Source organism: Mycoplasma sp. 5912 (assembly GCF_054353835.1).
The window spans coordinates 1-24697 of sequence record NZ_JBTHHI010000004.1 but is presented as its reverse complement, the minus strand read 5'-3'; the positions used below and the strand labels follow the sequence as shown (position 1 = coordinate 24697).

The 24697-nt window shown below is 29.1% G+C and carries 24 protein-coding genes and 8 tRNA genes; 9 read left to right on the top strand and 23 right to left on the bottom strand.

Annotation, left to right across the window (positions count from 1 at the left end):
- Positions 1 to 55: 55 nt before the first annotated feature.
- The gene (gene tpiA, locus ACXYRP_RS01840; RefSeq protein WP_458597219.1) at positions 56 to 790 is read right to left on the bottom strand and encodes a triose-phosphate isomerase; all 735 of its coding nucleotides are present in this window, start codon (positions 788 to 790) and stop codon (positions 56 to 58) included.
- Between the two features lie 105 nt (positions 791 to 895).
- Here tpiA and recU point away from each other — a divergent pair, with 105 nt between their 5' ends.
- A complete protein-coding gene (gene recU / locus ACXYRP_RS01835) occupies positions 896 to 1384 on the top strand; it encodes a Holliday junction resolvase RecU (protein WP_458597218.1) in 489 nt (162 codons plus the stop codon).
- Here the strand turns inward: recU and ACXYRP_RS01830 are convergent.
- From ACXYRP_RS01830 to ACXYRP_RS01790, 9 genes are all read right to left on the bottom strand, one after another.
- Positions 1381 to 1662 carry an HU family DNA-binding protein gene (locus tag ACXYRP_RS01830; RefSeq protein WP_435130097.1) on the bottom strand — a complete coding sequence of 94 codons (282 nt, stop codon included), beginning with the start codon at positions 1660 to 1662 and terminating at the stop codon, positions 1381 to 1383. The two genes, recU and ACXYRP_RS01830, sit on opposite strands and share 4 nt — an antisense overlap.
- 81 nt (positions 1663 to 1743) lie before the next feature.
- A complete protein-coding gene (locus tag ACXYRP_RS01825) occupies positions 1744 to 2400 on the bottom strand; it encodes a chromate transporter (RefSeq protein ID WP_458615101.1) in 657 nt (218 codons plus the stop codon).
- A 99-nt stretch (positions 2401 to 2499) separates the two neighbouring features.
- Complete coding sequence (locus tag ACXYRP_RS01820; protein ID WP_458615100.1) at positions 2500 to 2988, bottom strand: chromate transporter; 489 nt, start codon at positions 2986 to 2988, stop codon at positions 2500 to 2502.
- 38 nt (positions 2989 to 3026) lie between these two features.
- The gene (locus ACXYRP_RS01815) at positions 3027 to 3530 is read right to left on the bottom strand and encodes a hypothetical protein (RefSeq protein ID WP_458597215.1); all 504 of its coding nucleotides are present in this window, start codon (positions 3528 to 3530) and stop codon (positions 3027 to 3029) included.
- Positions 3531 to 3667: 137 nt separating this feature from the next.
- On the bottom strand, positions 3668 to 6214 hold the full coding sequence (gene secA, locus ACXYRP_RS01810; RefSeq protein ID WP_458614296.1) for a preprotein translocase subunit SecA: 2547 nt from the start codon (positions 6212 to 6214) through the stop codon (positions 3668 to 3670).
- Between the two features lie 30 nt (positions 6215 to 6244).
- Positions 6245 to 7180 (bottom strand): tRNA (adenosine(37)-N6)-threonylcarbamoyltransferase complex transferase subunit TsaD, encoded by a 936-nt coding sequence (gene tsaD, locus ACXYRP_RS01805; RefSeq protein WP_435130082.1) that lies wholly within the window; start codon positions 7178 to 7180, stop codon positions 6245 to 6247.
- Entirely contained in the window at positions 7180 to 7716 is a 537-nt protein-coding gene (locus ACXYRP_RS01800; protein ID WP_458597213.1) for a tRNA (adenosine(37)-N6)-threonylcarbamoyltransferase complex dimerization subunit type 1 TsaB, read from the bottom strand. Before ACXYRP_RS01800 ends, tsaD begins: the two co-directional genes overlap by 1 nt.
- Positions 7717 to 7723: 7 nt before the next feature.
- Positions 7724 to 8113 (bottom strand): tRNA (adenosine(37)-N6)-threonylcarbamoyltransferase complex ATPase subunit type 1 TsaE, encoded by a 390-nt coding sequence (gene tsaE / locus ACXYRP_RS01795; RefSeq protein WP_458597212.1) that lies wholly within the window; start codon positions 8111 to 8113, stop codon positions 7724 to 7726.
- Positions 8100 to 8957: a DegV family protein gene (locus ACXYRP_RS01790; protein WP_458614299.1), complete on the bottom strand. Its 858-nt coding sequence runs from the start codon at positions 8955 to 8957 to the stop codon at positions 8100 to 8102. The genes tsaE and ACXYRP_RS01790 overlap by 14 nt, the downstream gene beginning before the upstream one ends.
- A 38-nt stretch (positions 8958 to 8995) precedes the next feature.
- Between ACXYRP_RS01790 and tapR the strand changes: the two genes are divergently transcribed.
- The 4 genes from tapR (at position 8996) to ACXYRP_RS01770 (ending at position 12702) form a co-directional block, all read left to right on the top strand.
- The gene (gene tapR, locus ACXYRP_RS01785; RefSeq protein ID WP_458615099.1) at positions 8996 to 9574 is read left to right on the top strand and encodes a TyrS-associated PheT N-terminal domain-related protein TapR; all 579 of its coding nucleotides are present in this window, start codon (positions 8996 to 8998) and stop codon (positions 9572 to 9574) included.
- The gene (gene tyrS, locus ACXYRP_RS01780; protein WP_458615098.1) at positions 9574 to 10809 is read left to right on the top strand and encodes a tyrosine--tRNA ligase; all 1236 of its coding nucleotides are present in this window, start codon (positions 9574 to 9576) and stop codon (positions 10807 to 10809) included. The genes tapR and tyrS overlap by 1 nt, the downstream gene beginning before the upstream one ends.
- 138 nt (positions 10810 to 10947) lie before the next feature.
- A complete protein-coding gene (locus ACXYRP_RS01775; RefSeq protein ID WP_435130064.1) occupies positions 10948 to 11604 on the top strand; it encodes a LemA family protein in 657 nt (218 codons plus the stop codon).
- 9 nt (positions 11605 to 11613) lie between these two features.
- Positions 11614 to 12702, top strand: a complete 1089-nt coding sequence (locus ACXYRP_RS01770; protein ID WP_458615097.1) for a hypothetical protein — start codon at positions 11614 to 11616, stop codon at positions 12700 to 12702.
- A gap of 15 nt (positions 12703 to 12717) precedes the next feature.
- Here ACXYRP_RS01770 and ACXYRP_RS01765 read toward each other — a convergent pair whose 3' ends face one another.
- The 3 genes from ACXYRP_RS01765 to ACXYRP_RS01755 form a co-directional block, all read right to left on the bottom strand.
- A complete protein-coding gene (locus tag ACXYRP_RS01765; RefSeq protein ID WP_458597207.1) occupies positions 12718 to 13593 on the bottom strand; it encodes a MurR/RpiR family transcriptional regulator in 876 nt (291 codons plus the stop codon).
- 175 nt (positions 13594 to 13768) lie between these two features.
- Complete coding sequence (locus ACXYRP_RS01760) at positions 13769 to 15550, bottom strand: PTS transporter subunit EIIC (RefSeq protein WP_458615096.1); 1782 nt, start codon at positions 15548 to 15550, stop codon at positions 13769 to 13771.
- On the bottom strand, positions 15550 to 15879 hold the full coding sequence (locus ACXYRP_RS01755) for a hypothetical protein (RefSeq protein ID WP_435129125.1): 330 nt from the start codon (positions 15877 to 15879) through the stop codon (positions 15550 to 15552). The genes ACXYRP_RS01760 and ACXYRP_RS01755 overlap by 1 nt, the downstream gene beginning before the upstream one ends.
- Before the next feature lie 181 nt (positions 15880 to 16060).
- On the opposite strand from ACXYRP_RS01755, the gene ACXYRP_RS01750 reads away from it, so the two are divergent.
- The 4 genes from ACXYRP_RS01750 (at position 16061) to tuf (ending at position 20232) form a co-directional block, all read left to right on the top strand.
- A complete protein-coding gene (locus tag ACXYRP_RS01750; protein WP_458615095.1) occupies positions 16061 to 16909 on the top strand; it encodes an N-acetylmuramic acid 6-phosphate etherase in 849 nt (282 codons plus the stop codon).
- Positions 16909 to 18009 carry an N-acetylglucosamine-6-phosphate deacetylase gene (gene nagA / locus ACXYRP_RS01745; protein ID WP_458597205.1) on the top strand — a complete coding sequence of 367 codons (1101 nt, stop codon included), beginning with the start codon at positions 16909 to 16911 and terminating at the stop codon, positions 18007 to 18009. The genes ACXYRP_RS01750 and nagA overlap by 1 nt, the downstream gene beginning before the upstream one ends.
- Positions 18010 to 18016: 7 nt before the next feature.
- Positions 18017 to 18739, top strand: a complete 723-nt coding sequence (nagB, locus tag ACXYRP_RS01740) for a glucosamine-6-phosphate deaminase (RefSeq protein ID WP_458597204.1) — start codon at positions 18017 to 18019, stop codon at positions 18737 to 18739.
- A gap of 299 nt (positions 18740 to 19038) precedes the next feature.
- Positions 19039 to 20232: an elongation factor Tu gene (gene tuf, locus ACXYRP_RS01735; RefSeq protein ID WP_435129111.1), complete on the top strand. Its 1194-nt coding sequence runs from the start codon at positions 19039 to 19041 to the stop codon at positions 20230 to 20232.
- Positions 20233 to 20304: 72 nt separating this feature from the next.
- Here the strand turns inward: tuf and ACXYRP_RS01730 are convergent, their stop codons facing one another.
- From ACXYRP_RS01730 to ACXYRP_RS01685, 10 genes are all read right to left on the bottom strand, one after another.
- Positions 20305 to 20919 (bottom strand): signal peptidase II, encoded by a 615-nt coding sequence (locus tag ACXYRP_RS01730; protein WP_458597203.1) that lies wholly within the window; start codon positions 20917 to 20919, stop codon positions 20305 to 20307.
- Entirely contained in the window at positions 20912 to 23584 is a 2673-nt protein-coding gene (gene ileS / locus ACXYRP_RS01725) for an isoleucine--tRNA ligase (protein ID WP_458615094.1), read from the bottom strand. The genes ACXYRP_RS01730 and ileS overlap by 8 nt, the downstream gene beginning before the upstream one ends.
- A gap of 102 nt (positions 23585 to 23686) precedes the next feature.
- A tRNA-Phe gene (locus ACXYRP_RS01720) sits at positions 23687 to 23762 on the bottom strand.
- A 2-nt stretch (positions 23763 to 23764) separates the two neighbouring features.
- Positions 23765 to 23840 (bottom strand) — tRNA-Asp (locus ACXYRP_RS01715).
- Positions 23841 to 23842: 2 nt separating this feature from the next.
- Positions 23843 to 23919: transfer RNA gene (locus ACXYRP_RS01710), tRNA-Met, on the bottom strand.
- A gap of 36 nt (positions 23920 to 23955) precedes the next feature.
- Positions 23956 to 24048: transfer RNA gene (locus ACXYRP_RS01705), tRNA-Ser, on the bottom strand.
- A gap of 4 nt (positions 24049 to 24052) precedes the next feature.
- Positions 24053 to 24128: transfer RNA gene (locus ACXYRP_RS01700), tRNA-Ile, on the bottom strand.
- 22 nt (positions 24129 to 24150) lie between these two features.
- Positions 24151 to 24227: transfer RNA gene (locus ACXYRP_RS01695), tRNA-Met, on the bottom strand.
- Positions 24228 to 24232: 5 nt separating this feature from the next.
- A tRNA-Ala gene (locus ACXYRP_RS01690) sits at positions 24233 to 24309 on the bottom strand.
- A 4-nt stretch (positions 24310 to 24313) separates the two neighbouring features.
- A tRNA-Pro gene (locus ACXYRP_RS01685) sits at positions 24314 to 24390 on the bottom strand.
- Positions 24391 to 24697 lie beyond the last annotated feature (307 nt).

The following is a 24697-nucleotide window of genomic DNA, read 5'->3' as shown; positions in this document are numbered from 1 at the left end:
TTTTTATTTTTTTAATGATATTATAATAAAAAAGGCATAACTTATTATGCCAATCTTATTTAGTATTTTTCAATAAATCAATAAAACTTTTATGTTCTAATGAAGCACCACCAACTAAAAATCCATTGATATCAGGTTGTTTAGATAATTCTGCTATATTACTTGGTGTAACACTTCCACCATATTGCACTACCACATCTTTTGATGTGATTTCGTGGATATATTTACAAATATCTTGTGCTATTTCAGGTGTTGCAACCTTTCCGGTACCGATAGCTCAAATTGGTTCATATGCGATAACTACTTTTTTCAAATCTAAATCTTTTAAAGAAACTTCAAGTTGCTTTTTAATAACTTCTTTGGTTTGTCCTGCCTGATATTGCTCAAATGTTTCACCAACACATATAATTGGTTTTAAATGGTATGAAATAACTTGTTTTGCTTTTACATTTACTAACTCGTCTGTTTCAAAATGATATTTACGTCTTTCTGAATGTCCTAAAATAACATACGATACATCTAAATCGATAAGCATACTCGCAGATGTATCACCTGTATAAGCACCTGATTCATATGGTGAACAATCCTGTGCTGCTAAGCGAAATTTTTCAACTGTATTAACAACAAATGAACATAAATTAGCAGCAGGTACAGCGATACCAAATTCAATGTTTTTTGGTAATAATTCATTGTTAGAAAAATATCAATCACCAAATTTCTCAAAAAATTCCTTGGATTCTGAATAAGTTTTATTCATTTTTCAATTACCAATAATAAGTTTTCTCTTCATTTAACTCCTTTAAAGTATTTTACAGTATTTTTAAATTATTTTTATAAATAAGTTTATTTTATGTTCTGTTCTAGTTCATTAATGTATTTTAATTATAAATAAAATATGAATAAAAATCGTGGAATGTTTTTGGAATCAGTTTTGAATAAAACGATAGATTATTATTGAAGACATAAAATTGCTTATATTGAAAAGAAAGGATTGGATGTTACATTAAAAACAATAACTAAGGAAGGTAAGAAATTAGTAGTAAGAGATTCAAATATTTACAAAAAAAGTACTGTTGATTACATCGGCTGCTATAAAGGTATTTTTGTGTGTTTTGAAGCAAAAAGTTGTAACGAAGATCGCTTTGATTTAGCAAACCTTAAAGAACATCAAATAGATTATTTAAATAATATCAATTCAAATGGAGGGATAGCTTTTGTTGTTATATTTTTTTCACATGTAAATCGTTTTTTTAAAATTTATACAAGGTATTTATGTAAATTATTTAAAGATGGTATACATTCAATTAAATTAGATGATGTAATAAAAAATTCCAAAGAACTTTCTTTAGAATTTCCATGTATTTTAAATATACTGGATGACTAAGCTTTTAAATCGACTAAATCTCTTAAATATTTAGAAGGTTTATATTTAATCACACGTTTTTGTGGAACAACTTGCTCTTCTTTTGTAAATCTGTTTACTATTGTACGTTGTTTTTTAACCACTGTAGAGAAAATACCTAAGTGTGATAATCTAACTGTGTCTTCTGCAATTAATTGTTCTTTAAGAACAAAAACCATTGCATCAAGTACTTTTTCAACATCTTTTGGTGATGTCTCTAATCTATCAGCAACTTCCAATAAGAAATCTTTTTTTGTCATTTATTCTCCTTGTTAAATAAAATATAGGTATATTATAATACTTTTTCAAAAAAATGCCTATATTTTAGGGATAAAAGTTTTTTAACTGCCTGAAAAAGGAATTGCAAACAAAAAAAATGAAATAGCTATATTTATAACAATAATTAAAAATAATGAAAACTTTTTCCTAGCAAGATAATATGAAAACAAAATTCCTATCGGGACATATATTTTTAATAATATATTTCGATATCCAACAAAAAACACTTCTTTTTTTTCTATCGCATATTTAGCCAGCGATTTATTAAATGACACTTCAGGGACAAAGATAGCTAAAAATAACTGTAATGCGAGAGATAAAATAATTCCAGCAACAATTGGACGCATAATAATTAACATATTTTTTACAAATGTATTAGTTTTGAACTTATTAATATATTTCATTGCTAACACCATAATAATAATTGCAGGTAAGCAAAAAATAAGGTATGTTAAAAACATTGCTAAATAACCCCATCATTGTCCGTTTGCTATTATATAACCTGTAAAAAAAGCAAATTTTGTTGAAACTACACCAGGGGTAGAATTTGCAACAGTGAATATTGTATTAATATCGTCATCATTAATATTTGCATCAAAGTTTTGTGCCAAAAACATTCATAATCAACGAAAGATTGGCATAAAAACTTGTCCTCCACCAAATACTGATAAGGAAATTAAAATCAAAAAAGGTAGAGCAACTAAAAAAGCCAAAATCATTATTTTCTTCCTAATTTAATTTGTTTTTTCTTTTTTCATAAAATCAAAAAAATTATTGAATATATTAATAAAACTAAAAAAATTGCTACTACCGGAATGTTATATGGTGCCGGAACAAAAAAAACTATATGAAAATGCAAAGATAAAAATAGTAAGTCATAAAGGCATAAAAATTGCTTTATTTGCTTGTTTAATAAATCTAATTGCAAATTCCAACAAAAATGCAATAATCGCCACTAAAACACCTACTGATAGGATTCTTACATACTGAATTGGTATTTTATTAACTAAAATTAAAAAAGCAAAAGCAAGTAAAACATGGGGTAAAATTGCTATAAGTGTAATTAATGTTCCTTTTCATTTACCTAATAAATGAATTGATATATATGAAAGTGTTTGAATAACAGAAGCGCCTGGCAATAAATTGGTAACAATGACAATGTTTTCAAACTCTTCAAGTGTAATTCAGTTTCTTTTTTCAACTGCCTCTCTTTTAATAATAGGCATTAAGGCATTGCCTCCACCAAAACCTATAAAAGTAACTTTCAAAATAAATAAAATTAATTGTGTAATATTAACTTTTCTCATAATTATTTAAGTAAAAAAGCATACTATGTGTATGCAATTTACTTTTTCTTTAAATTATCTGAGAATTTTTCAAATTCAGAAGCTAAATCTTTAAAAGTTGCAGTTTCACCTGGTTTTAATGTTGAGCAATTTCCTTTACATTCTGGTTTTTTACATTTTGGACATGTTGATTCAGGTCTTTTAAGTTTGCATAATCCTTTGCAATCTGTTTTACCACAATGTGGACAGGTTTGTGATTTTTGTAATTTACATTCTCCCTTACACTCTTTTTTTTCACAGTGTTTGCAAACTTCTTCTTTTTTCATTTTACATTCACCACGACAACCTAATTTACCACATAATGGACAAACATGTGCTTTTTGAAGTTCGCATTCACCTTTGCAACCTACCTTACCACAATTTGGACAAGCAATAGATTTTTCAGTAGTTTGTTTATTTAAATGACATTTGACATCCTTGCAAGTAACAGCATTATGAGAATGTGTTTTATTTACCTTACATTCTCCTTTACATCCTATTCTTCCACATGAACACTTTTCCATAATTATTCTCCTTTATTAAAGTTCGTTATATTGAGATTTAATTTGCAATATTTAATGCTCTGTAATTTTACTATATTTAGATAATAAAATAATTAAAAAGCGAAAAAATGCCGTTATTTTATTAATAAAACAGGTTTTTAGTTTTTTGATAAATCCGAATTTTGATTTTCAAGCATTTCCTGCTGTTTTATTTCTTCAATTCTTCTGACAACAGAATAATATAAATCAACTAACTCTTGTTCTTGTTCTTCCAATGTTTTATAAGGATCTAAACTAAAATTATTTTTAACTTGTAAAAATACTGGGTCTGAAAGCATTTCTTTGGTAATAAGGGATTTTTTGCCAACATGATTTGAGAAAATACTTAACATAACATTGTATGCTATATCATCTAGTAATGCTTCAAAAAGTTTAGTTCCTTCATCGGTATAAATTTGATAAGGATTTTTTTGCGAGTATTGAACCAAATGCACATTTGAACGCAATTTATCCATACGGTTGATATGAGTTTGTCATTTATTATCTAAAACCCTTAGGATTGTAGCACGTTTTAAATCAACTAATTCTTCGTGTGATGTTTTTTCGGCTGCATTCTTAAGTCATTCTTGATATACACTTAAAACAATATTAGAAACATAATCTGGTAAATCGCTTTCATGAATCGCACTAATTTCTTGTAAATTAAATTCAAACTTAACTAACTGACCGATATTAGCATTTAAAAAACTTACTAAACCTTCATAATTATAAATTTTATTATGAAGTTGATATTCACCACTTTTCACTATTGCACGAGCTGATGAAGCAATCATTCTACGAACAATAAAATCAATATTAGGTGAACCCAAAATTAAATCACGCTGTGAGTAAATCAAATCTCTTTGCTGACGAATAACATCATCATAATGCAACACTGATTTACGCGAATCATAATTCAATCCTTCGATTTTCTTTTGGGCATGATTAAATGCGTATTTAGTATTTTTATCAGTTATTTCGCTTCCATCTTCGCTTTTGAAAGCATCTTTAAAAACATCAAAGGTTGAAAAACGACGCATTAGTTGATCATGCATAGAAATAAAGAATTTACTTGTTCCGATATCACCTTGTCTACCGGAACGACCACGCAACTGATTATCAATTCTTCGCGATTCAGCTTTTTCGGTTCCTAAAACATACAATCCACCTAATTTTAATGCCTCAGGTGATGGTTTGATATCGGTTCCACGACCAGCCATATTAGTAGCAATTGTAACTGATTTAACACTACCTGCCTTTGAAATAATTTCAGCTTCTTGAGCATTTTGTTTTGCATTCAAAACTGTATGTGGAATCCCTTTATGAAGTAGCATTCGGTGCAATAATTCAGATTCTTCAATCTGTGCAGTTCCTACCAATACTGGTTGTCCTTTATGATAAAGTTCTGCTATTTTTTCAACAACTGCATTTCATTTATCTTCATAACTTCCATAAATTGAATCAGGTTCATCAATTCTGGCGATAGGTTTATTTGTGGGAACTACATTCACTCGCATATTATAAATATCAATAAATTCTTGTTCTTCAGTTTTTCCTGTTCCTGTCATTCCACATAGTTTTTTAAACATTCTAAAGAAGTTTTGGTATGTTATTGTCGCTAGAGTCTTGGTTTCCGCTTCAATTTCAACCATTTCTTTTGCCTGTATTGCCTGTTGCAATCCTTCGGAATAACTACGACCATCCATTATCCGGCCAGTAAAACTATCAACTAGTTCGATTTTCCCTTCACGTACTATATATTCAACATCAACACGCATAATTTTATGGGCACGCAAAGCATTCTGAATCAAATGTATATGTTCAGAATTTTCGATGTTATAAATATTTTTAGTTTTATAAAAACGATTTGCTTTAGCAATTCCTTGGTGAGTTAAAGCAACAGCCTTTGATTCGTCGTCTATGATATAATCATCAGGGCCTAGGGTACGAACAAATTGGTCTGCAGAAAAATAAGTTGCTACATCTTCTTGTTCACCCCCTGAAATAATTAAAGGTGTTTTTGCCTCATCGATTAAAATTGAATCAACCTCATCAATTAAGCAAAACTGAAGCCCTCGCTGAACTTTTTCAGCAACATTTTGCACCATATTATCACGTAAATAATCAAAACCTAATTCTGAATGCACTGAATAAGTTATATCGCACGCATAAGCGGCTCGTTTGTGATCGGGATCTAATTGTGCTTTATTTATTCCTACGGTTAAACCTAAAAAGTTAAAAACTTGTCCCATTTCTTCAGCATCACGCACTGTTAAATATTCATTAACTGTTGAAACAATAGCGCCTTTACCCAATAAGGCATTTAAATATACAGGTGCAATTGAAGTTATCGTTTTTCCTTCACCTGTTTTCATCTCAGCAACAGAACCTAAATCTAATAAAAGTCCACCTAAAATCTGAACATCAAAAGGACGCTTACCTAAAACCCTTTTGGTAGCCTCCCGCGAAACCGCAAAAACATCATTACGAATTTCTTCTAATGTATGTCCTTCTGCAAGAAATTTCTTGAAAATTTCTGTTTGTTTTTTTAGTTCTTCATCACTAAGTTGTGAAACATATTTTTCAAGTTTATTTATCTGTTTTAAAGCACTTTCTGCAATTCGCATTTCAGTTGTTTTAAAATCTAACATCTTTGATAAATTCATATTATTTAATTATACTTAATTTGTTATTTTTTAATATATTTTATTTGTAAGTCTTATATATGCTGCTTGTGCTATCATAGCTGCATTATCTGTTGCATATTTTAATTTTGGTATGATGGTATTTGGGTGTAATTTAACAAATTCTTTACGCAGTTCTGAATTTGCCGAAACTCCACCACCTAAAATTAATGTTTTAACTTTATATTGGTTCAATACAGCAGTTGTTTTTTCACACAAATATTCTATCGCTGTTTTTTGAAAACTTGCAACAACTTGGTTTATATCAATATCAATATTTTTCATTTTTTGATTATTTATATAATTCAAAACCTGTGTTTTTAAACCACTGAAGGAAAAGTCATATGGATTTTTAGTATGTGGTTTGCTAAATTTTATATATTCACCTTGATAAGTTTGTGAAATCTTATCAATTAAAACACCACCAGGAAAACCTAACCCAGATTTAACGGCAACTTTATCAAAACATTCTCCAACTGCATCATCCAATGTTTCTCCAATAATATCAAAATCAAAAACATCATGAGCAAGAATAAGTTGTGTGTGACCTCCCGAAACAAGTAAACATAAAGCAGGGAATTCAACATCTTGATCAATTGTTGCTGAAAACAAATGTCCGTGCAAATGATTAATTGGTATAGGCAATTTATTAATAGAAAGTGCTATGGCATAGGCGAATAAAAAACCAATTTGTAAGGTTCCTATTAATCCGGGTTCCTTTGTATAGGCAACGTAATCTATTGTCTCAATAGGATATTTATTAAAAATTATTTTTTGTAAAACAGCAATGTTCTTAACATGTTCTCTGGAAGCTAACTCTGGGATTGTTCCACCATATTCTTTGAAAATATCAATTTGTGAAATTGTGGATAACTGTAAAATCTTACCATCTTCTAATATTGCTAATGATGTATCGTCATGTGATGTTTCGATACCTAAAATACGCATTATTTACTTCCTATTTGTGGTTTTTTAATATATGTAGGTTCAACTTCTAATGGATGTTTTTTTGTAAAAATGTGTTGATAAGCAAGGAATTTGGAAATAACTTTCTGGTAATTAATGTTATCAAGGGTTATATTATCTGTTGCATCAATAACTTTAGTGCTTTCAAAGATATCTTCTGTTTTTAAGAACATCTGTTTATCAAAAAAATAAACTTTTTTTCCTTGTGCATCGGTGTAAAAAGTATCTTTATCATTCTGCATCATCAAAAGTTCAAATGTCGTAGTTGTATAAAAATCAATATTATTAGCCAATGCTAGTGTTCTAAAGAAAACAAAACCAACTCGAACTCCTGTAAAAAAACCAGGACCTAAATTTATATATAAACCATTAATTTCATTAATTTTTATATTAAAATCATTGAAATATTTAACTATTAAATCTATCTTTTTTTTATAATTTTCTAAAATCACTGATTTTATTAAATTAAAATTAAGGTCAAATAAAGCGATACAAAAATCTTTTCCAGTGGTATCCAAAAATAAATTATACAATTTCAATTTTATACTTTCTTGTATTATCAAAACTTATGTCAACTTTTACATATGCATCAAAAAGTAAATTCTTTTTTTCCGGTCATTCAATAGCTACAATATTGTCATCAAAGTAATCTTCAAATTCATCAATATCACCTTTATATGTATATAAATCAATATGAACTAATCCGTTATAAACTTTCATATAATTAAAACTAGGTGATGTAATATTTTCTTTTATTCCTAATAACTTACCTAAAACTTGTACAAAAGTTGTTTTTCCTGCACCTAATTCACCAGATAACAAAAGATACTTTTTTAGTTTTATTATAGGTAAAAAAGTTTGAATATTCTCTTTTAGTTGTTCTAAATCGTTAGCAAAAAAACTATATTCTTTCATATTCTTTCAACGAATCAACAATATTTTCACCTGTCCCAATTACTATCGCTTCTGGCCCAGTATGAATAGCAACAACAGTAGGGATTGGAAAAACTAGAATGTTACCATCATAAGAATTTTTATAATAATCAATAATTTCTTGATCAAAATCACCATTTGCTGTTAAAAGAACTAAATCTCGGTTTTCTTTTAACTCTAATTTGCGGTTAATTTCATCAAAAACACTTTTTAAAAAGATTCTCCCTTTTCCTTGTTTAACTAATTTACCCTCACGAAAACGAATTAATGGAACTATTTTTAAAAGTTTTGCTAAGGTTGCTAATGCTGGTGTTAAACGACCTCCACGAACTAAATAATCATTATATTTAGGTATCAATGTAATATCTAAACTTTTATTTCAGTCAGATACATTTTTAATCGATAAGTCTACATCGTTGCTCAGAGCAAACTCTTTTTTAAATCTTGAAACTTGATCTAAGACTGTAAAAGAAAGATTTAAAGAAGCAATCACCTTAAGTTTAGGAAATTCCTGCTCAAGGTTTTTTAAAATCTGATATTGGCCCGATAAATGCATTGAAATAGGGAATACAACTAAATTTTCATATTCATTAGATAATTGGGCAAATAAATCACTTGCATAACCAATTGGTGTTGCAGATGTTAAAACATTTTTAGTATTCTTATTAAATACTGTAAACAAATTGTCTTTAGTTATTTCAATACCATCTTGATATGATTTTCCATCTATTTGGATAATAAGTGGTAAATAATAAAATCCTAGTCTTTGTGCTTGTTCTTTTGTCAGCCCACTAGAGGAATCAATAATAATTGCTAGTTTTTTCATACTTATCTATTATAATAAAAAATGTTATAATGTTAAATATGATTATATGTAATAATTTAAATAAGTTTTTTTCTAATACATCTATTATATTCGTGGATGCAAAAGTAGTTATAAATAAACAAATTAGAACACAGAATGCAATATTTTTCATAGATTCGCAAAACAATGTAAATTCAATTAATCTTCTTGATAATAAGTTGCTTGATATTAAGGGAAATCAAAGTTATTTTACTTTAAACACAGAGCAAAAAAGTATATTGATGCAAATTGCTAAAACAGAAGGTCTTGTTATAAAAGATGAACAAAAATTTATTTATGGAGAAATTATAGAAAGAAATAATCATCCTAATAGTGATAAATTATACATTCTTAAAATAAATATAAATAAAGATAAATTAATTCAAATTGTAACAAATACAGCTGATTCACAGGTTGGTAAAATAGTAGTTTTAGCACTTCCTGGAACAGTTATTAATGATGGTAGCGCTGTTTTATTAAGCAAACTTTTAGATGTTGAAAGTTTTGGGATGTTATCGGGTTATAAAAGCCTAGGATTAAATGGTGATGGTTTAATTTTTGGAACTAAAAACGATATCGGAAAGGACTTTGGATTTTAATGAAAAATATATTAAAAGAATTAAATAATCGTGGTATCTTAAAACAACATAGTAATATTGATAAATTTAATAATTTAACTACAAATGATGCTGTATATGCTGGATTTGACCCTACTGCAACTAGTTTGCATTTAGGTAATTATCTGCAAATTTTAACCTTACTTCGTATGCAAAAAGCAGGATGAAAGACCGTTGCAATCCTAGGTGGGGCTACCGGGATGATTGGTGATCCTTCGTTTAAAATCAATGAAAGAAAACTGCTTAATGAAAAAGAATTAATAGAAAATAAAAATAAAATCAAAATGCAGCTTGAACATTTTGGATTATGTGTAGTAGATAATTATGAATTTTACAAAGATATGAATTTAATTACTTTCTTAAGGGATGTAGGAAAATTAGTTAATGTTGCATATATGTTATCAAAGGATTCAGTTGCTAATAGAATTGAAAACGGATTAAGTTTTACTGAATTTTCTTATCAATTAATTCAAGGATGAGACTTTATTCGTTTATATCAAGATTATAATGTAAAAATTCAAGTAGGTGGTTCTGACCAATGGGGAAATCTTTCAACTGGATTAGAAATGATTTCAAAAAAAATAGGAAACGATCATCAAGCATTTATTTTTACAACTAACTTATTAACAGATGAAAATGGAAATAAATTTGGTAAATCAACTGGTGGTGGAAGTTTATGACTTGATAAAAATATGACTAAACCTTATGATATGTATCAATTTTTATATAAGCAACCAGATAGCCAAATTGAAAAACTTTTAAAATGACTAACATTTTTATCACTTGATGAAATCGAGAATGTTATGCAAAAACATATTAAAGATCCAGCAAATCAATATGCTCAAAAGGTTTTAGCATACGAAGTTATAAAAGACATCCACAGTGAAAATGATGCTAAAATATCGCAAGCAACAAGTGAAATTTTATTTAATAAAAACTTTGATATCACAACTTTATCAATAGATATAATCACTTCTTTAAAAAATCAAATTCCTACTTTAACTGTTAAAAAAAATAACAATATCATAGAATCGTTGATTGAAAAAAAATTAGTTCACTCAAAACGTGAAGCTCGTGAATTTATTGAAAAAAAAGCAATTAAAATAAATAATGTTGAAGTGAATTTACAAACAACTTTTCAATCCAAGCTTTTTGATGGGAAGTTTGCTTTATTACATATCGGTAAGAAAAAGGTATTTTTGATAGAAATTCATTAGAATTTACACATTTTTTTCTTCTAGTAAAAGAGAATTGCCTTACAAAAGTCTCTGCAAATATTTGCTTTGACTTTTTAAATTTTTATGCAAATTTTGTATAATATAACAAGTTATTATGACAAATAAAGAAAGGACAATATGGCAAATTTAGTTAATAACAGAGAAGCACATCATCCAGATGGATTTCAACCAAATGTAGATTCAAGACCTACTGCTGCAACAACATCAACAGCATCAAAGGTAATTTTCTGAATCCTTGGAATTCTTCTTCTATTTAGTGGTGTAATTTATTATTTTGTAAAAAGAAATAGTTTTAATAGAATGCAATTACAAACAAATGAATCGGCTTCAACCATTGATGTGTTCTTAACACAACGTTATGACACATTAAACAAACTTGTTGAAATTACAAAAAGTTACAGCAAGTATGAAAATGAAACACTTACACAAATTGCAAAAATGAGATCATTAGTAAGTCAAGGTGGAGTTGCTAATGCAAATGAAATCGAAAAGCTTAACACAAGTGTTTTCGGAAGATTGATGGCAGTTTCTGAAGCATATCCAGAACTAAAAGCAATGGATGCTTATAAAGAATTAATGAATCAATCAACATATTTAGAAAGAGAGCTACAAGCTGCAAGAAGACTATATAATAAAGATGCTAACATCTTTAATAAAGAAATTTTCTCATATCCTGCTTCAATTATTGCAGCAATGTTAAAGCTTGAAACTCTTCCTTTATACGCAGCATCTGAACAACAAAAACAAGATGTTTCAATGAAAGGTTTATTTTAATAATAAATAGTGAGAGTTGTTCGCGATTATCAAAAGTTTGCTGATTATAAAAATAAAGCAGACGAAAAACTTCTACCAATTGTTACAACAGTAGTAAATAACATTCTAACTCCCGAAGTAATGAATGAATATAAAAAAGCATTTAAAAAATTCTGAGTATCTCTTTTAAGTACTATTATACCTGGTGTTGTATTCTTAATAATCGGTGCCATTATTATCAGTGTAGTAAGTAATGGTTTTATTCCTTTTTTTGTTTTTTTAATCTTATTCATTATTTCTATTCTAATTGGTGTTATTTTAGGTGCTGTCTATTGAAGAAAATTTTATCGTTTTAGGGTTAATTTAGCTCATGTATTAAAACAAAACTTAAACCAAGAAGCACTATATGTTGAATCATTTAATATCCTTGATGACGAAATGGATTATATACCAACAGAAGAAAGCACTGACTTTAAAGAAGCATTTAGACATTGTCAAGTTAGCAAAAAGGATTTACATAGATTTACAGTTGGTATTCCTGGTGGGGCATATATATCAGAAGTTAAAGAACCAAAACATTGTTTATTAATGAAACACTATCCACTTTCTCTTATAAATGTCCACTGAGTTTATGAAAGAAGAGATAGTAAAGGTAATCTAACTGAAGAAAAACATTACTATACCGGTATGCTTAAAATAGATACAAGATATCTTGAAGATAAAGCAATGGTATTTACATTAATGGTTGGAAAACTTGCTAGTGGTAGTGATTTACAAAAAATTCAAATGGAAAACAAAGAATTCAACAAGTATGTTACACCAATGATAAACGATAGATTTAAAGCCACAATGATGTTTACACCATTATCACAAGAATTAATGCTTAAGCGTCTTAAAGATACCCAAGGTTCAAAAATTAAAAGATTTAATGTTTTTTCTACTGGAGATTTTATCTACTTAAACTATAATGTTGATTTTGGGTTTATGTATCTTAATGTCCCACTTCGTTTAAAAAACAAAGAAATAGTAATTAATAAAATTTATAACGATCTATTAATTGACACTTATACTTTATACTATATGCTTTCATTCATTAACATTCCAATTTACTTACAATAAAATAAGGTTTGCACCTTATTTTTTATTATCCAATAAATTATTTCAACTACTAATATAATCATTAATCTGCGAAAAGATTTTCTTATTTTTATCTATTTTTACTGATAAAAATGAATAAATAATATCACAAAGCATAAAATAAGAAATCTTTGAGCCTAGCACTCCGATACGATACTTTTGCTCAAGCGAATCGACATACAATAAATTCAACGAATGATTGCTTTGTAAACTCTGATTCTTTGTTCATACAGAATATGGAATATTATTTGTTTCTAAGAAGTTTATAACAAATTTTATTTCTAAAGTTGTTCCTGATTTAGATATCACTGTTACATGCACTTTTTTAAGTTGTAGCAATGAATTAAAGCTTAAAAAGGTATGTACATCACTACAATATAAAACATTAAATCCTATTTTTCTTAAATTATTAGCAAAATAAGCTGATATCATACCAGAATCACCAATGCCAAAAAATAGATTAATTTTGTATTCTAATAATGTGTTAATATACTTATAAATGTATTTATTATCTAAAAACTTATTTACACTTTTTTCAATTGTAAACATATAATGTGATTTAATATTAGAAATTACATCTGATAAATTTTCGCTTGATTCATTATTATTTCAATCAATACGATCATCTAAATATTGCAATCTTGCTGAAATATAGATTCTTATATCTTGAATATTTCTAAAACCTAATATTTTTGAAATACGAGAAATAGTTGCTTGTGACACATCAAGCTTATCAGATAATTGCAAAGTTGATAATTCTAAAAAACCATTAGGATATAAACTAATAAAATCGGTTAATTTTATCAATGATTTTATATGTTGATTTGATGTAATTATTTGCTTTAGATTATTATCAAAAATTTCTTTTTTCATAGGTAAAAATAATTATAAATTTTGCTTATAAAAATGCAAATTATTTTTGTTTTTATGCTTTTTATGTTTCTTTATTTTGCAATATTTTTTTCTTTATTCCACTTCTTTATTTTAATTAATCTTATTATAAAACTATTTAATATAAAAAGATGACACATCTGTGTCATCTAAATTATTATAATTCCGCACCTTTGTTTGATGTTATCTGGTTATTAATACTTTCTGCTTCGACTCCAACTATTGCTTGAAATGATTTTTCAGAAACTTTTACTAAACCAAATACACCTGCTTTTTTCAAATCTTCTTCAGATACTTTACTTCCATCTTTAACTTCATAACGAAGTCGTGTTGAACAGTTTTCAAAAGTTGTTATATTATCTCAGCCACCAAAAGCCTTAACAATATTTCTTGCTTTTGTTGAAAAGCTACCATCATTTGCTTCTGGTGAGACAACTTCTTTTGTTTCTTCTTCTGAACGTATGATACCTTCACCACGACCAGGTGTTGATAAGTTAAATCCTTTGATAAATCCAACCCCTACACCAAAGTAAGCAGCAGCAGTTACAAATCCAATAGGGAAAATTCATCCTGGGTTAGCAAACACTCTTGCTGCGCCTGTATAACCTGATTCGTTGATTATTCTTAATGACTTAGGTATTGAAGTAATGTAGTCTAATAATCCAGCTGAAAATCCAAATCCTAATTGTATTCCAAATGCTCCTGTTATAAATGCAAAGATACCCGTTAAGATTGCATGTGATAAGTATAAAAGTGGAGAAACATATAAGAAAGCAAATTCAATTGGTTCAGTAATACCTGTTAAAAAGCTTACAATTGCTGCTGATCCATATAATGATGCAACTTTAATCTTTTGTTCTTTGGTTTCTGCTGAATAAACAAATGCCCCAACTAAAGCAGGCAATCCGAACATCATCATTGGGAAGAAACCTGCTTGGAAGATACCGCCTGGGTTGCCTTTTGCTTGTCCTTGTAAGAAAATAAGAATATCACCATTTACAGTTTGTGATGGATTACCTTCTTTTGGTCATTCACCTAATTGGAATCAGAAGATGTTATTTGGAATATGATGTAATCCGAATGGAATTAAAAGCCTGTTTAAAAATCCATATACACCCATTATTCCCGCTCTTGTAAAGCGCGCTTGTGCTGATAAATTAAATGATTCACCTTGTTTTGATGTTACGGCTTTTGACATCGCTTCTGAAATAGCAAAAATCACATAACCGATTCAAGGGAAAATAACTGCTCAAACAATTGTAAATAATGTTGATGCAATAATAGCAACTGCTGGAACTAATCTTTTTCCACTAAAGAATCCTAATACTTTTGGCAATGCAACATTGTTTGAGTGATTATATACAAATGCGGTTAAAGCACCTACTACAATACCATTAAGTACATTTTTAGCAAGAACGTCATCTGTTTTCTTTCCAAAAATTGTATGAAAACCAGTAGAAACTACTTGATAAGTTCTAGTAAATTCCTTAAATCCTGTTCCTGATTTTGTATCTTTTGGCGAAGATGCTACAAAATCCTTAATAACACCTGTATCAGTATCTACATAACCTTTATGTACAAACAAAGTTCCATAATACACATCGGTTAAAGCAACCATTAAAAAGGTTAATATCATTATTCCAATAAATCCAGCAAATGCTGCTTCACCCCGTTTGTCTTTTGTGAAAGCAAATGCTACACCTACTGCAAATATAATGTATAAGTTTGAAAATACTGCATCACCACTTTTTAATAATAATGATTGCACAAACTTACCAAACGGAGAATCACCTGGTAATTCTGCTCCGATTCTTAACAAGATCGCAGCAACCGGTAGCACCGCAATCGGAAACATCAATGCTGATCCTATACGTGAGAGTTTTGTCATTCATCCTTTAACTAACCCACCTGAAAATGTTTTTTTAGCAGTTGTAGTCATTATTTACCTCCTGCTTTAGCTAAAAGAAGTTTTTTCTTCTTCAAAAAGAATCCATGTGAAGCAATTGTAGCGATAATTGCTCCAAAAAAGCTAAGAAAGAATAAGAATCCCATTGCACCTATCACATCTGATCGAAATTTTTTGAAAGCAGCAACATATGCATCATAATGAGCACCTAGTTTTTCTTTTGAAAACCCGTGACTGTTTTCTGTGAAACCTCCAAATAATCCGATAAGTATGATTAAGAAGACAATAAATAAAGTTCATAAAATAATATAAACTCATTGCGACCAGTGCAAGTCTTTGAGTTTTTTTAAAAATTTATCCATATAACCTCACTGAGTGATTTACACTCTAAAATATTATAAAATCATTTTCATATACAAATGCTAAGATGAAAAAATTTTTCATATTTTTTGTTTTATTAATGATGTTTAATATAAAAAATAAAAAATTTTTTTATTTAACATATCAAATAGACTTCCATAATAAAATAATTGCGAGGTTGTTATGAACAAACATTTAGATACATTAAATTATAAACAGCTTGTAAATATTTTTGCTGAATCAAATAAAGATGTAATCAAAGCATATAATAATTTGAAAAAAGATATTATTCAACTTGCTAAGCAATGTGTTAAAGTCATCAAAAAAAACGGTAGAATATTTTATGTAGGTGCTGGTAGTAGTGGAAGAATCGCTTTATTAGATGCTTTAGATATTTTACCTACATTTGGAGAGTTAAATTGATTCAAATACTCGATGGCTGGTGGAGATGCAGCAATCTTAACGTCATTAGAAGGCTATGAAGATGATTATAACTTAGGTTATAGTGATGCAAAAAAAGAAAATATTAATAATAAAGATTTAATCATCGGTTTGTCTGCATCGGGAAATACTAAATATATAAAAGGTTTTTTTGTTTATGCAAAAACTACTAATGCAAAAACTACCTTGATAGCAAATCAAAAAAATGGAGACTGTGAATCTGTTTCAGATGATGTTATAGTTGGTGATGTAGGTAAAGAAGTTATTTCTGGTTCTACTCGTTTAAAAGCAGCGACTTTGCAAAAACTTATCTTAAACACTATCTCATCAATTACTGCTATAAAACTAGGTAAAGTATATGATGATTTAATGATTGACTTAATTCCTAAAAACGAAAAATTAGTTAAGCGTAGCATTGATATTTTAAAACAAATAACACATATATCTGCATTAGATGCACAAAAGTTATATTCAGAAGCAGATCAAAATATTAAAGTTGCTGCTGTAATGCATTTAAATAAAGTTGATAAAATAAATGCGATTAAGCTATTAAAAAAATCACATAATAATTTAAGGGAAGTAATTGGATAATGAAAATAAAAAATGTTAAAATTATAAATTATAACAACATCATTGATTGTGCTGATATATATATAAAAGATCATAAAATACAAAAAATTATACCAAATCAAAATCAAGCAAAATATATAGCAGTTCCTGGATTTATCGATACACATATACACGGTTTTTATAATTACGATGTTATGGAAGGAAGCGATGCGGTTTCTGCTATTTCAAAAAAACTTGCTCAACATGGAACAACTGCTTTTATGCCTACATTGATGACAAATCAGTGACAAAATATTTTAGATGTTTTAGACGATGTGAGTAAAAATGCTAAATATGTTGCAAGAAATTTAGGTTTGCATTTAGAAGGTCCTTTTATTGCAAATGCTAAAAAAGGAGCACATAAATTTGAGTATCTTAAAAAACCAACTGTTTCAGATATCGAACAACTTATTAATGCATCACAAAACACACTAAGAAAAATATCATTCGATCCTGATGTGGTAGATATAGAAGTATTTAAACAGATGCAAAAACACAATATAATAGGGTCTATCGGACATTCAGCAACTGATTTTGAAACTGCATCAATCTTCTTTGATAATGGTTGCAAATCTGTATGTCACTTATGAAATGCAATGTCAGGAATCGACTCAAGAAACCCAGGTTTGCTTCAGGCTGCATTAATGAACGAAAACACTTATGTAGAAATGATTTTCGATTTATTTCATATTTGTAAGCAGTCTATTTGATTCACTATCAAAAATAAAGGTTTTGATAAAATTATTGCTGTTTCAGATGCAATTAAACCTGCTTATTATAAAGATGGAGAAAATATTTCAGGTGATATCCCTGTTATAAAAGATGGATTAAAAATAACTTTAAAAGACAGTAATACTATTGCAGGTTCAGGTATCAGTATACACGATGCTTTTAAAAACTTATTGAGTATCAATGTAAATTCTTGTGATGCAGTAAAAATGACATCATATAATGCTGCTAAATACTTAGGATTAAATAAAAAGTTAGGCAAAATTAGGATAGGTTATCTAGCAGATATAGTATTAATGGATTATAATTGAAATATTAAAAGTGTTTATATTGATGGAAAAAAGGTAAACTAAGGAAAATATGAAAGTTATAATTAAAGAAAATTCAGATTTACAAGCTAAATATGCAGCAGATTTAATAGCAGATGCTATTAAATCAAGACCTAATTTAAACATTTGCTTTGCAACTGGTAACTCTCCTATAAAAACATATCAATTATTGATTCAAAAATATCAAAATAAAGAGATTTCTTTTAAAGATGTTACAACATTTAACCTTGATGAATATGTTGGAATTGATATAAAAAACCCTTGCTCATACCATTATTTTATGTTCAATACACTTTTTAATTATATTGATGTAGATAAATCAAATATTAATCTGCCAAACGGAATAGGAAATATTGGTTTAAATGCTAAAAAATATGAAAAGTTAATAGCAGAAAAAGGTGGTATAGATTTAATGATACTAGGAATCGGTATCAATGGACATATTGCATTTAATGAACCAGGTTCAAAAATCAATGATATAACTCGTGAAGTAATTTTGACTAAAAGTACTATAAATGCTAATAAAAAGTATTTTGACAATATAAAGTTAGTTCCAAAAACAGCTATATCAATGGGTATCGGAACTATATTAAAAGCAAGAAAAATTATTTTGTTAGCAGATGGAGATTCTAAAGCAGATGCAATTACAAAAACAATAAATGGTCCTGTTTGCTCGGATGTTCCTGCTAGTTTCTTACAAACACATAATGATGTAACTATAATTTTAGATTCAAAAGCAGCAAAATTATTATAAAACTTTCAATAAGGAAACCTTATTGATTTTTTGAATAATTTATTTTATATAAATCAATCATTTAGTAAATAAAATCATAGAATAAAGCCTTAAAAGCATAATCTTAATGATTAATGAATATAAAAAATATGGTAAAATATATTAATACAAAAAGCAATTTCTAAATTATATAAAAGAATTTGCTAAAATTATTGGTGCTTATGGACAGGACCTAGATGAAAGACTAGGCTATGGTTGGTTTTAGCGCTAAGACAAACTAAATTAATTTAAATCATAAACAATATGAAAGGAATATTAATATGGCAAAATTAGAATTTGATCGTAGTAAAGAACACGTTAACGTTGGAACCATTGGACACGTTGATCACGGTAAAACAACTTTGACTGCTGCTATTGCTACAGTTTTATCTAAAAAAGGACTTTCAGAAGCTCGTGATTATGCTTCAATCGATGCTGCTCCAGAAGAAAGAGCTCGTGGAATTACAATTAACACAGCACACATTGAATATCAAACTGAAAAACGTCACTATGCTCACGTAGACTGTCCTGGACACGCTGACTACGTTAAAAATATGATTACCGGAGCAGCTCAAATGGATGGTGCTATCTTAGTTGTTGCTGCAACCGATGGACCAATGCCTCAAACTCGTGAACACATTCTTTTATCAAAACAAGTTGGTGTACCTCGCATCGTTGTATTCTTAAATAAATGTGATATGTTAGAAGGTGATGAAGGTGCAGAAATGATCGACCTTGTTGAACTTGAAGTTCGTTCACTTCTTACAGAATATGGATTTGATGGAGATAATGCTCCTGTTATCCGTGGTTCTGCATCATTAGCATTATCAGGTGATGCAAAATGAGAACCAAAAATTATGGAATTAATGGATGCGGTTGATACATACATTGAAACACCTATTAAAGACTTTGAAAAACCTTTCTTAATGGCTGTTGAAGATGTATTCACCATTACAGGACGTGGAACAGTTGCTACAGGACGTGTAGAGCGTGGAACACTTAAATTAAACGAAGAAGTTGAAATCGTTGGTTTAAAACCTACTAAGAAAACAGTTGTTACAGGAATTGAAATGTTCCGTAAAAACCTTAAAGAAGCACAAGCTGGAGATAATGCTGGATTATTACTTCGTGGAGTAAACCGTGAAGATGTTGAACGTGGACAAGTTTTAGCAAAACCAGGTTCAATTATCCCTCACACAGAATTTGAAGCAGCTATTTATGTTCTAAAAAAAGAAGAAGGTGGACGTCACACACCATTCTTTAAAAACTATAAACCACAATTCTACTTCCGTACCACTGATGTTACTGGTGGAGTTGAATTTGATGCAAAACGTGAAATGGTTATGCCAGGAGAAAACGTTAACTTAAAAGTTAAATTAATCGCTCCTATCGCTGTTGAAGCAGGAACCAAATTCTCTATCCGTGAAGGTGGACGTACAGTTGGTGCTGGTTCAGTAACAAAGATTATTAAATAAACAATTTAAAAGTCGGGTTTATATCCCGATTTTTTAATGCTTTGCAAACAAAAACAAGCATATATGCTTGTTTTAATGAATTATTAAATCCCTATGTCTTTTAAGGTCTCTAATTTTGCTCTCTGGTATCAAACTACCGATAAGCAATAAAGCAATTCCGGTGAAAATTAATGAATCAGCAAAATTAAATGTGCCATCTCTGTTTAAAAAAGGTATAAAGAAGATGTCTTTAACATAACCACTAAAAATAAAACGATCTAACATATTACCTAAATCACCTGCCAATATTATTCCCACAAATATTGCACGTATTTTATTATGTTTATCTAAAAACAATCCATATGTTAAAATAAAAATAAACAAAATGATTGAAATGGTTTGAATTAAAGTTGTATTACGAGTTTTAGCAAAAGTAATTCCACCGTGTCAGATGCTTCGTATCCCAAGTAGTGGCGAAACTGTGTAACTATTTAATATAGATTCAGCAGGAAATCTTTGTCTATTATAAGATACTTCAAAATTTTGATCCAAAGTTTTTATTGAACCGTGATTAAATAATAGATTCTTTGTCATCTGATCTATAAATAAAAAAACTATTAATGAAGCAAAAATAAATATATATGTTATTAAAATACGTTTTTTATTTACAGATAAGTAGTTTTTTAATATTTTTATTTTTTTATTCATGAAACTCTCTTACAATTTGCTCACATTGATTACATAAATCATTTTTAACATTTTCTTTATCAAAATGATTTCAACATCTTAAGCATTTTAATGAATCAAATTTTTCAACTTTTAATTCATTTCCCTGTGTTATTTTTCCTACCATTAATAATGTTTTTAAATCAAGTTTAGCTATTAAATCAGATGTTTTAGGTAAAAATAATTCTAATTCATTTGATCGCTTCACTAAATTAGCTTTAATCGCATTTTCAATTAGCACATTAACTTTATCACGTAGTTCAAAAAATTCTTTATATGAAGTAATTAATGCTGCATCATATGCTATTTCAGAAAGTTTTGGTAAATTTTCTAAAAATACTGATTCATATTTATCTTTTTTATTAAAGAACTCATATGCTTCTTCGGATGTGGTAGGTAAAATCGGAGCAAGCGCTATTATAAGAAATTCGACTATCTCATACATATTTGTAAGTGTCATAAGTCGTTGTGGATCGTTTAATGAACGAACATACAAAATATCTTTGGTAACAGACAAATAGAAGCTAGAAAGCTCAACAACATAGTTTGAAAGCAGTTTTACAACCATTAAAAACTTATATTCGTCATATGCTTTAATTACATTGTATTTTAATTCTTGAAGTTGTTGATAAATAAACATATGGATTCCGGTTCTTTTAATGTCTTTAGAATATTCAAAATTATTTAAGTTACCAAGCAAGAATTTAATGGTATTTCTTAATTTACGGTATATTTCGGTATTTTGATTTAAAATATCTTCACTTATTGAAATGTCACCTTGATATTCTGAATTTGCAACTCATAATCTTAAAATCTCTGCACCACGTTTATTGATAATATCAGAAGGTTCAACTGAATTACCTTTTGACTTAGACATCTTATTTCCCTTAGCATCTACAACGAAACCATGTGATATAAGATTTTTATAAGGTGTTAATCCTTTATATGCAACTGAATTAATAATTGATGAGTTGAATCAACCACGATATTGATCAGTTCCTTCTAAATATAAATCATATGGTGATTGTAAATTCGGTTCAATTACAGCAGCTACACTTGAAACACCTGAATCGAATCAAACATCCATAATGTCTTTTTCCTTAGTAAAACCTTGATTTTGATATTTTAAAGGTAATAATTCTTCAGTTGATTTTTCTCATCAAATATCAGTTCCGTATTTTGCTACTAAATCTATAACATGATCAAATAATTCTGAATCAAAAACTGGTTTTCCATCCTTATCATAAAAGATAATTAGTGGAACTCCTCAACTTCTTTGACGTGAAATAGTTCAATCAGAACGATTTTGAATCATTGAATATAAACGTTTTTTCGGTCATTCTGGATAAGTAGTAACATTATTTTCAATTTGATCTAAAATTTGCTCTCTAATTTTGTCAATTGAAACAAATCATTGTGGTGTCCCGCGAAAGATAATTGGTTTATGAGTTCTTCAATCATGTGGGTATGAGTGCTTAAATCTTTCAAAGTGTAATAATTTGTTTGCTAAAAATTCTGATATTTTCTTATTTGCATCCTGATAAAACATCCCATCAAAATCAGTATTGGTATTTTCAATATAACCTTTATCACAAATATGCATAATCATCTGTAACTTATTTTTTTGTCCAATTAAAAAGTCATCTTCACCAAACATCGGAGCAATATGAACTAAACCAGATCCTGATTCAACACTAACATGATGTCCGATCACTAATGGAGCATGAAACTTCAAAATTGGTGTTAAATATTCAATATTATAATTTAAAATTTGCGAACCTTTAAAAACTGAAACAATATCATATGTATCTCAACCACATTTTGATGCAACAACAGTTAATAAATCAATTGCAATAATATAAAAACTTCCATTATTTTTTACACGAGCATATTCAATATCTAAACCAATTGCTACCGCTGCATTAGCCAATAATGTTCATGGAGTTGTAGTCCAAATCACTAAATTATCACCAGTTTTAACATTTTCAAAATTACTTGCTACAACTTCAAAAGCAACATATATTGATGGTGAAATTACATCTTGGTATTCTACCTCAGATTCGGCTAAAGCACTTTGGGAACTAGGTGATCAAAATACAGGCTTTAATCCTTTATATACCAATCCATCCATTACCATCTTTTTAAAAACCTTTAGCTGCATAACCTCATATTGTTTATCTAAGGTTATATATGATTTTGAATAATCGGTAAATAATTGCAAGGATTTAAGTTGGTTTCGTTGGTTATTAACTTGTTGTAAAGCATATTGAGCTGCTTTTTTACGTAAAATTACAGGATTAAGTTCATCCTTATTTAATTTGCTCTCAGTAAGCATTTTATGCTCTATTGGTAAACCATGTGTATCTCAACCAAGTACAAATGGTGAATAAAACCCTGATAAAGATTTATATCTAACAATAATATCCTTTAAAACTCTGTTTAATGCATGACCAACATGAATACCTCCATTAGCGTATGGTGGACCATCGTGCAAGATATACTTTGGGTTATTTTTATTTTTTGATAATACTTTTTGGTAAATTTTAGAACTTTCCCAAAACTGACGATATTTTGGTTCTTTAACTAATAAATTAACTCTCATTTCATAATCAGTTTTTGGCATATTTAATGTCTTTTTATAGTCCATATTTTTCTCCTTTTTTATATCTATATATTTTAGCAAAAAAATAAAAATTGCTATATTTTATAAACTAATTTACTGCAGTTTATAAAATATAGCAATTTTTGATGGTGGCTCCGGCAGGAATCGAACCAGCGACACACAGAGCTTCAATCTGTTGCTCTACCAACTGAGCTACAGAGCCAATGGCGGTCCAGACGGGGATCGAACCCGCGTTCTCCTCCGTGACAGGGAGGCGTATTAACCACTTTACCACTGAACCATTGGTTGCGGAAACAGGACTCGAACCTGTGACCTTCGGGTTATGAGCCCGACGAGCTACCAAACTGCTCCATTCCGCGATATGTTCTATAAATTCATATTATGTTAAGTTATGGTGGCGGGTGATGAGGGATTCGAACCCCCGCGGGCCGTAAAGCCCCTGGCAGTTTTCAAGACTGCTCCCTTCAACCGGACTTGGGTAATCACCCATATTGGTGGACCCAACAGGATTCGAACCTGTAACCAACCGGTTATGAGCCGGTTGCTCTAACCGTTGAGCTATAGGTCCATTTCCGAATTTATAGATTTTTTGGTAGCACCAAAGAGAGTCGAACTCTTGACCTTCCGGGTATGAACCGGATGCTCTAACCAACTGAGCTATAGTGCCATAAATGGTGGAGAGTATGGGATTCGAACCCACCACCTCCTGCGTGCAAGGCAGGCGCTCTAGCCAAATGAGCTAACCCCCCGAAATGGTGAAGAAGACAGGATTTGAACCTGCGACCACTACAGCCCAAATGTAGTGCTCTACCAAACTGAGCTACTTCTCCGTGTATTGGCTATAGTATTATACAATAAAACTATATATATCAAAAAAACTTTTCTTTTTTATTGCTAATATATTTTAGCATAATTTTGTAAAAATAAAAACATAAAATTTTAGATTTTTATTTTATCATTCTTGCTATATTAAAATATTTTTATGTTAATTAAATTTCTTTATTCTTTTTTGTGTTTTCAATTAAAAAAATGCCCCTTAGGCATAGTCCTTTGAAAACTGAATAGTAATTATAATTCATTAGAATGTCTTGAATACATTTACTTTTAAACCTATCAATTTATTAGTAATGGTCAGCT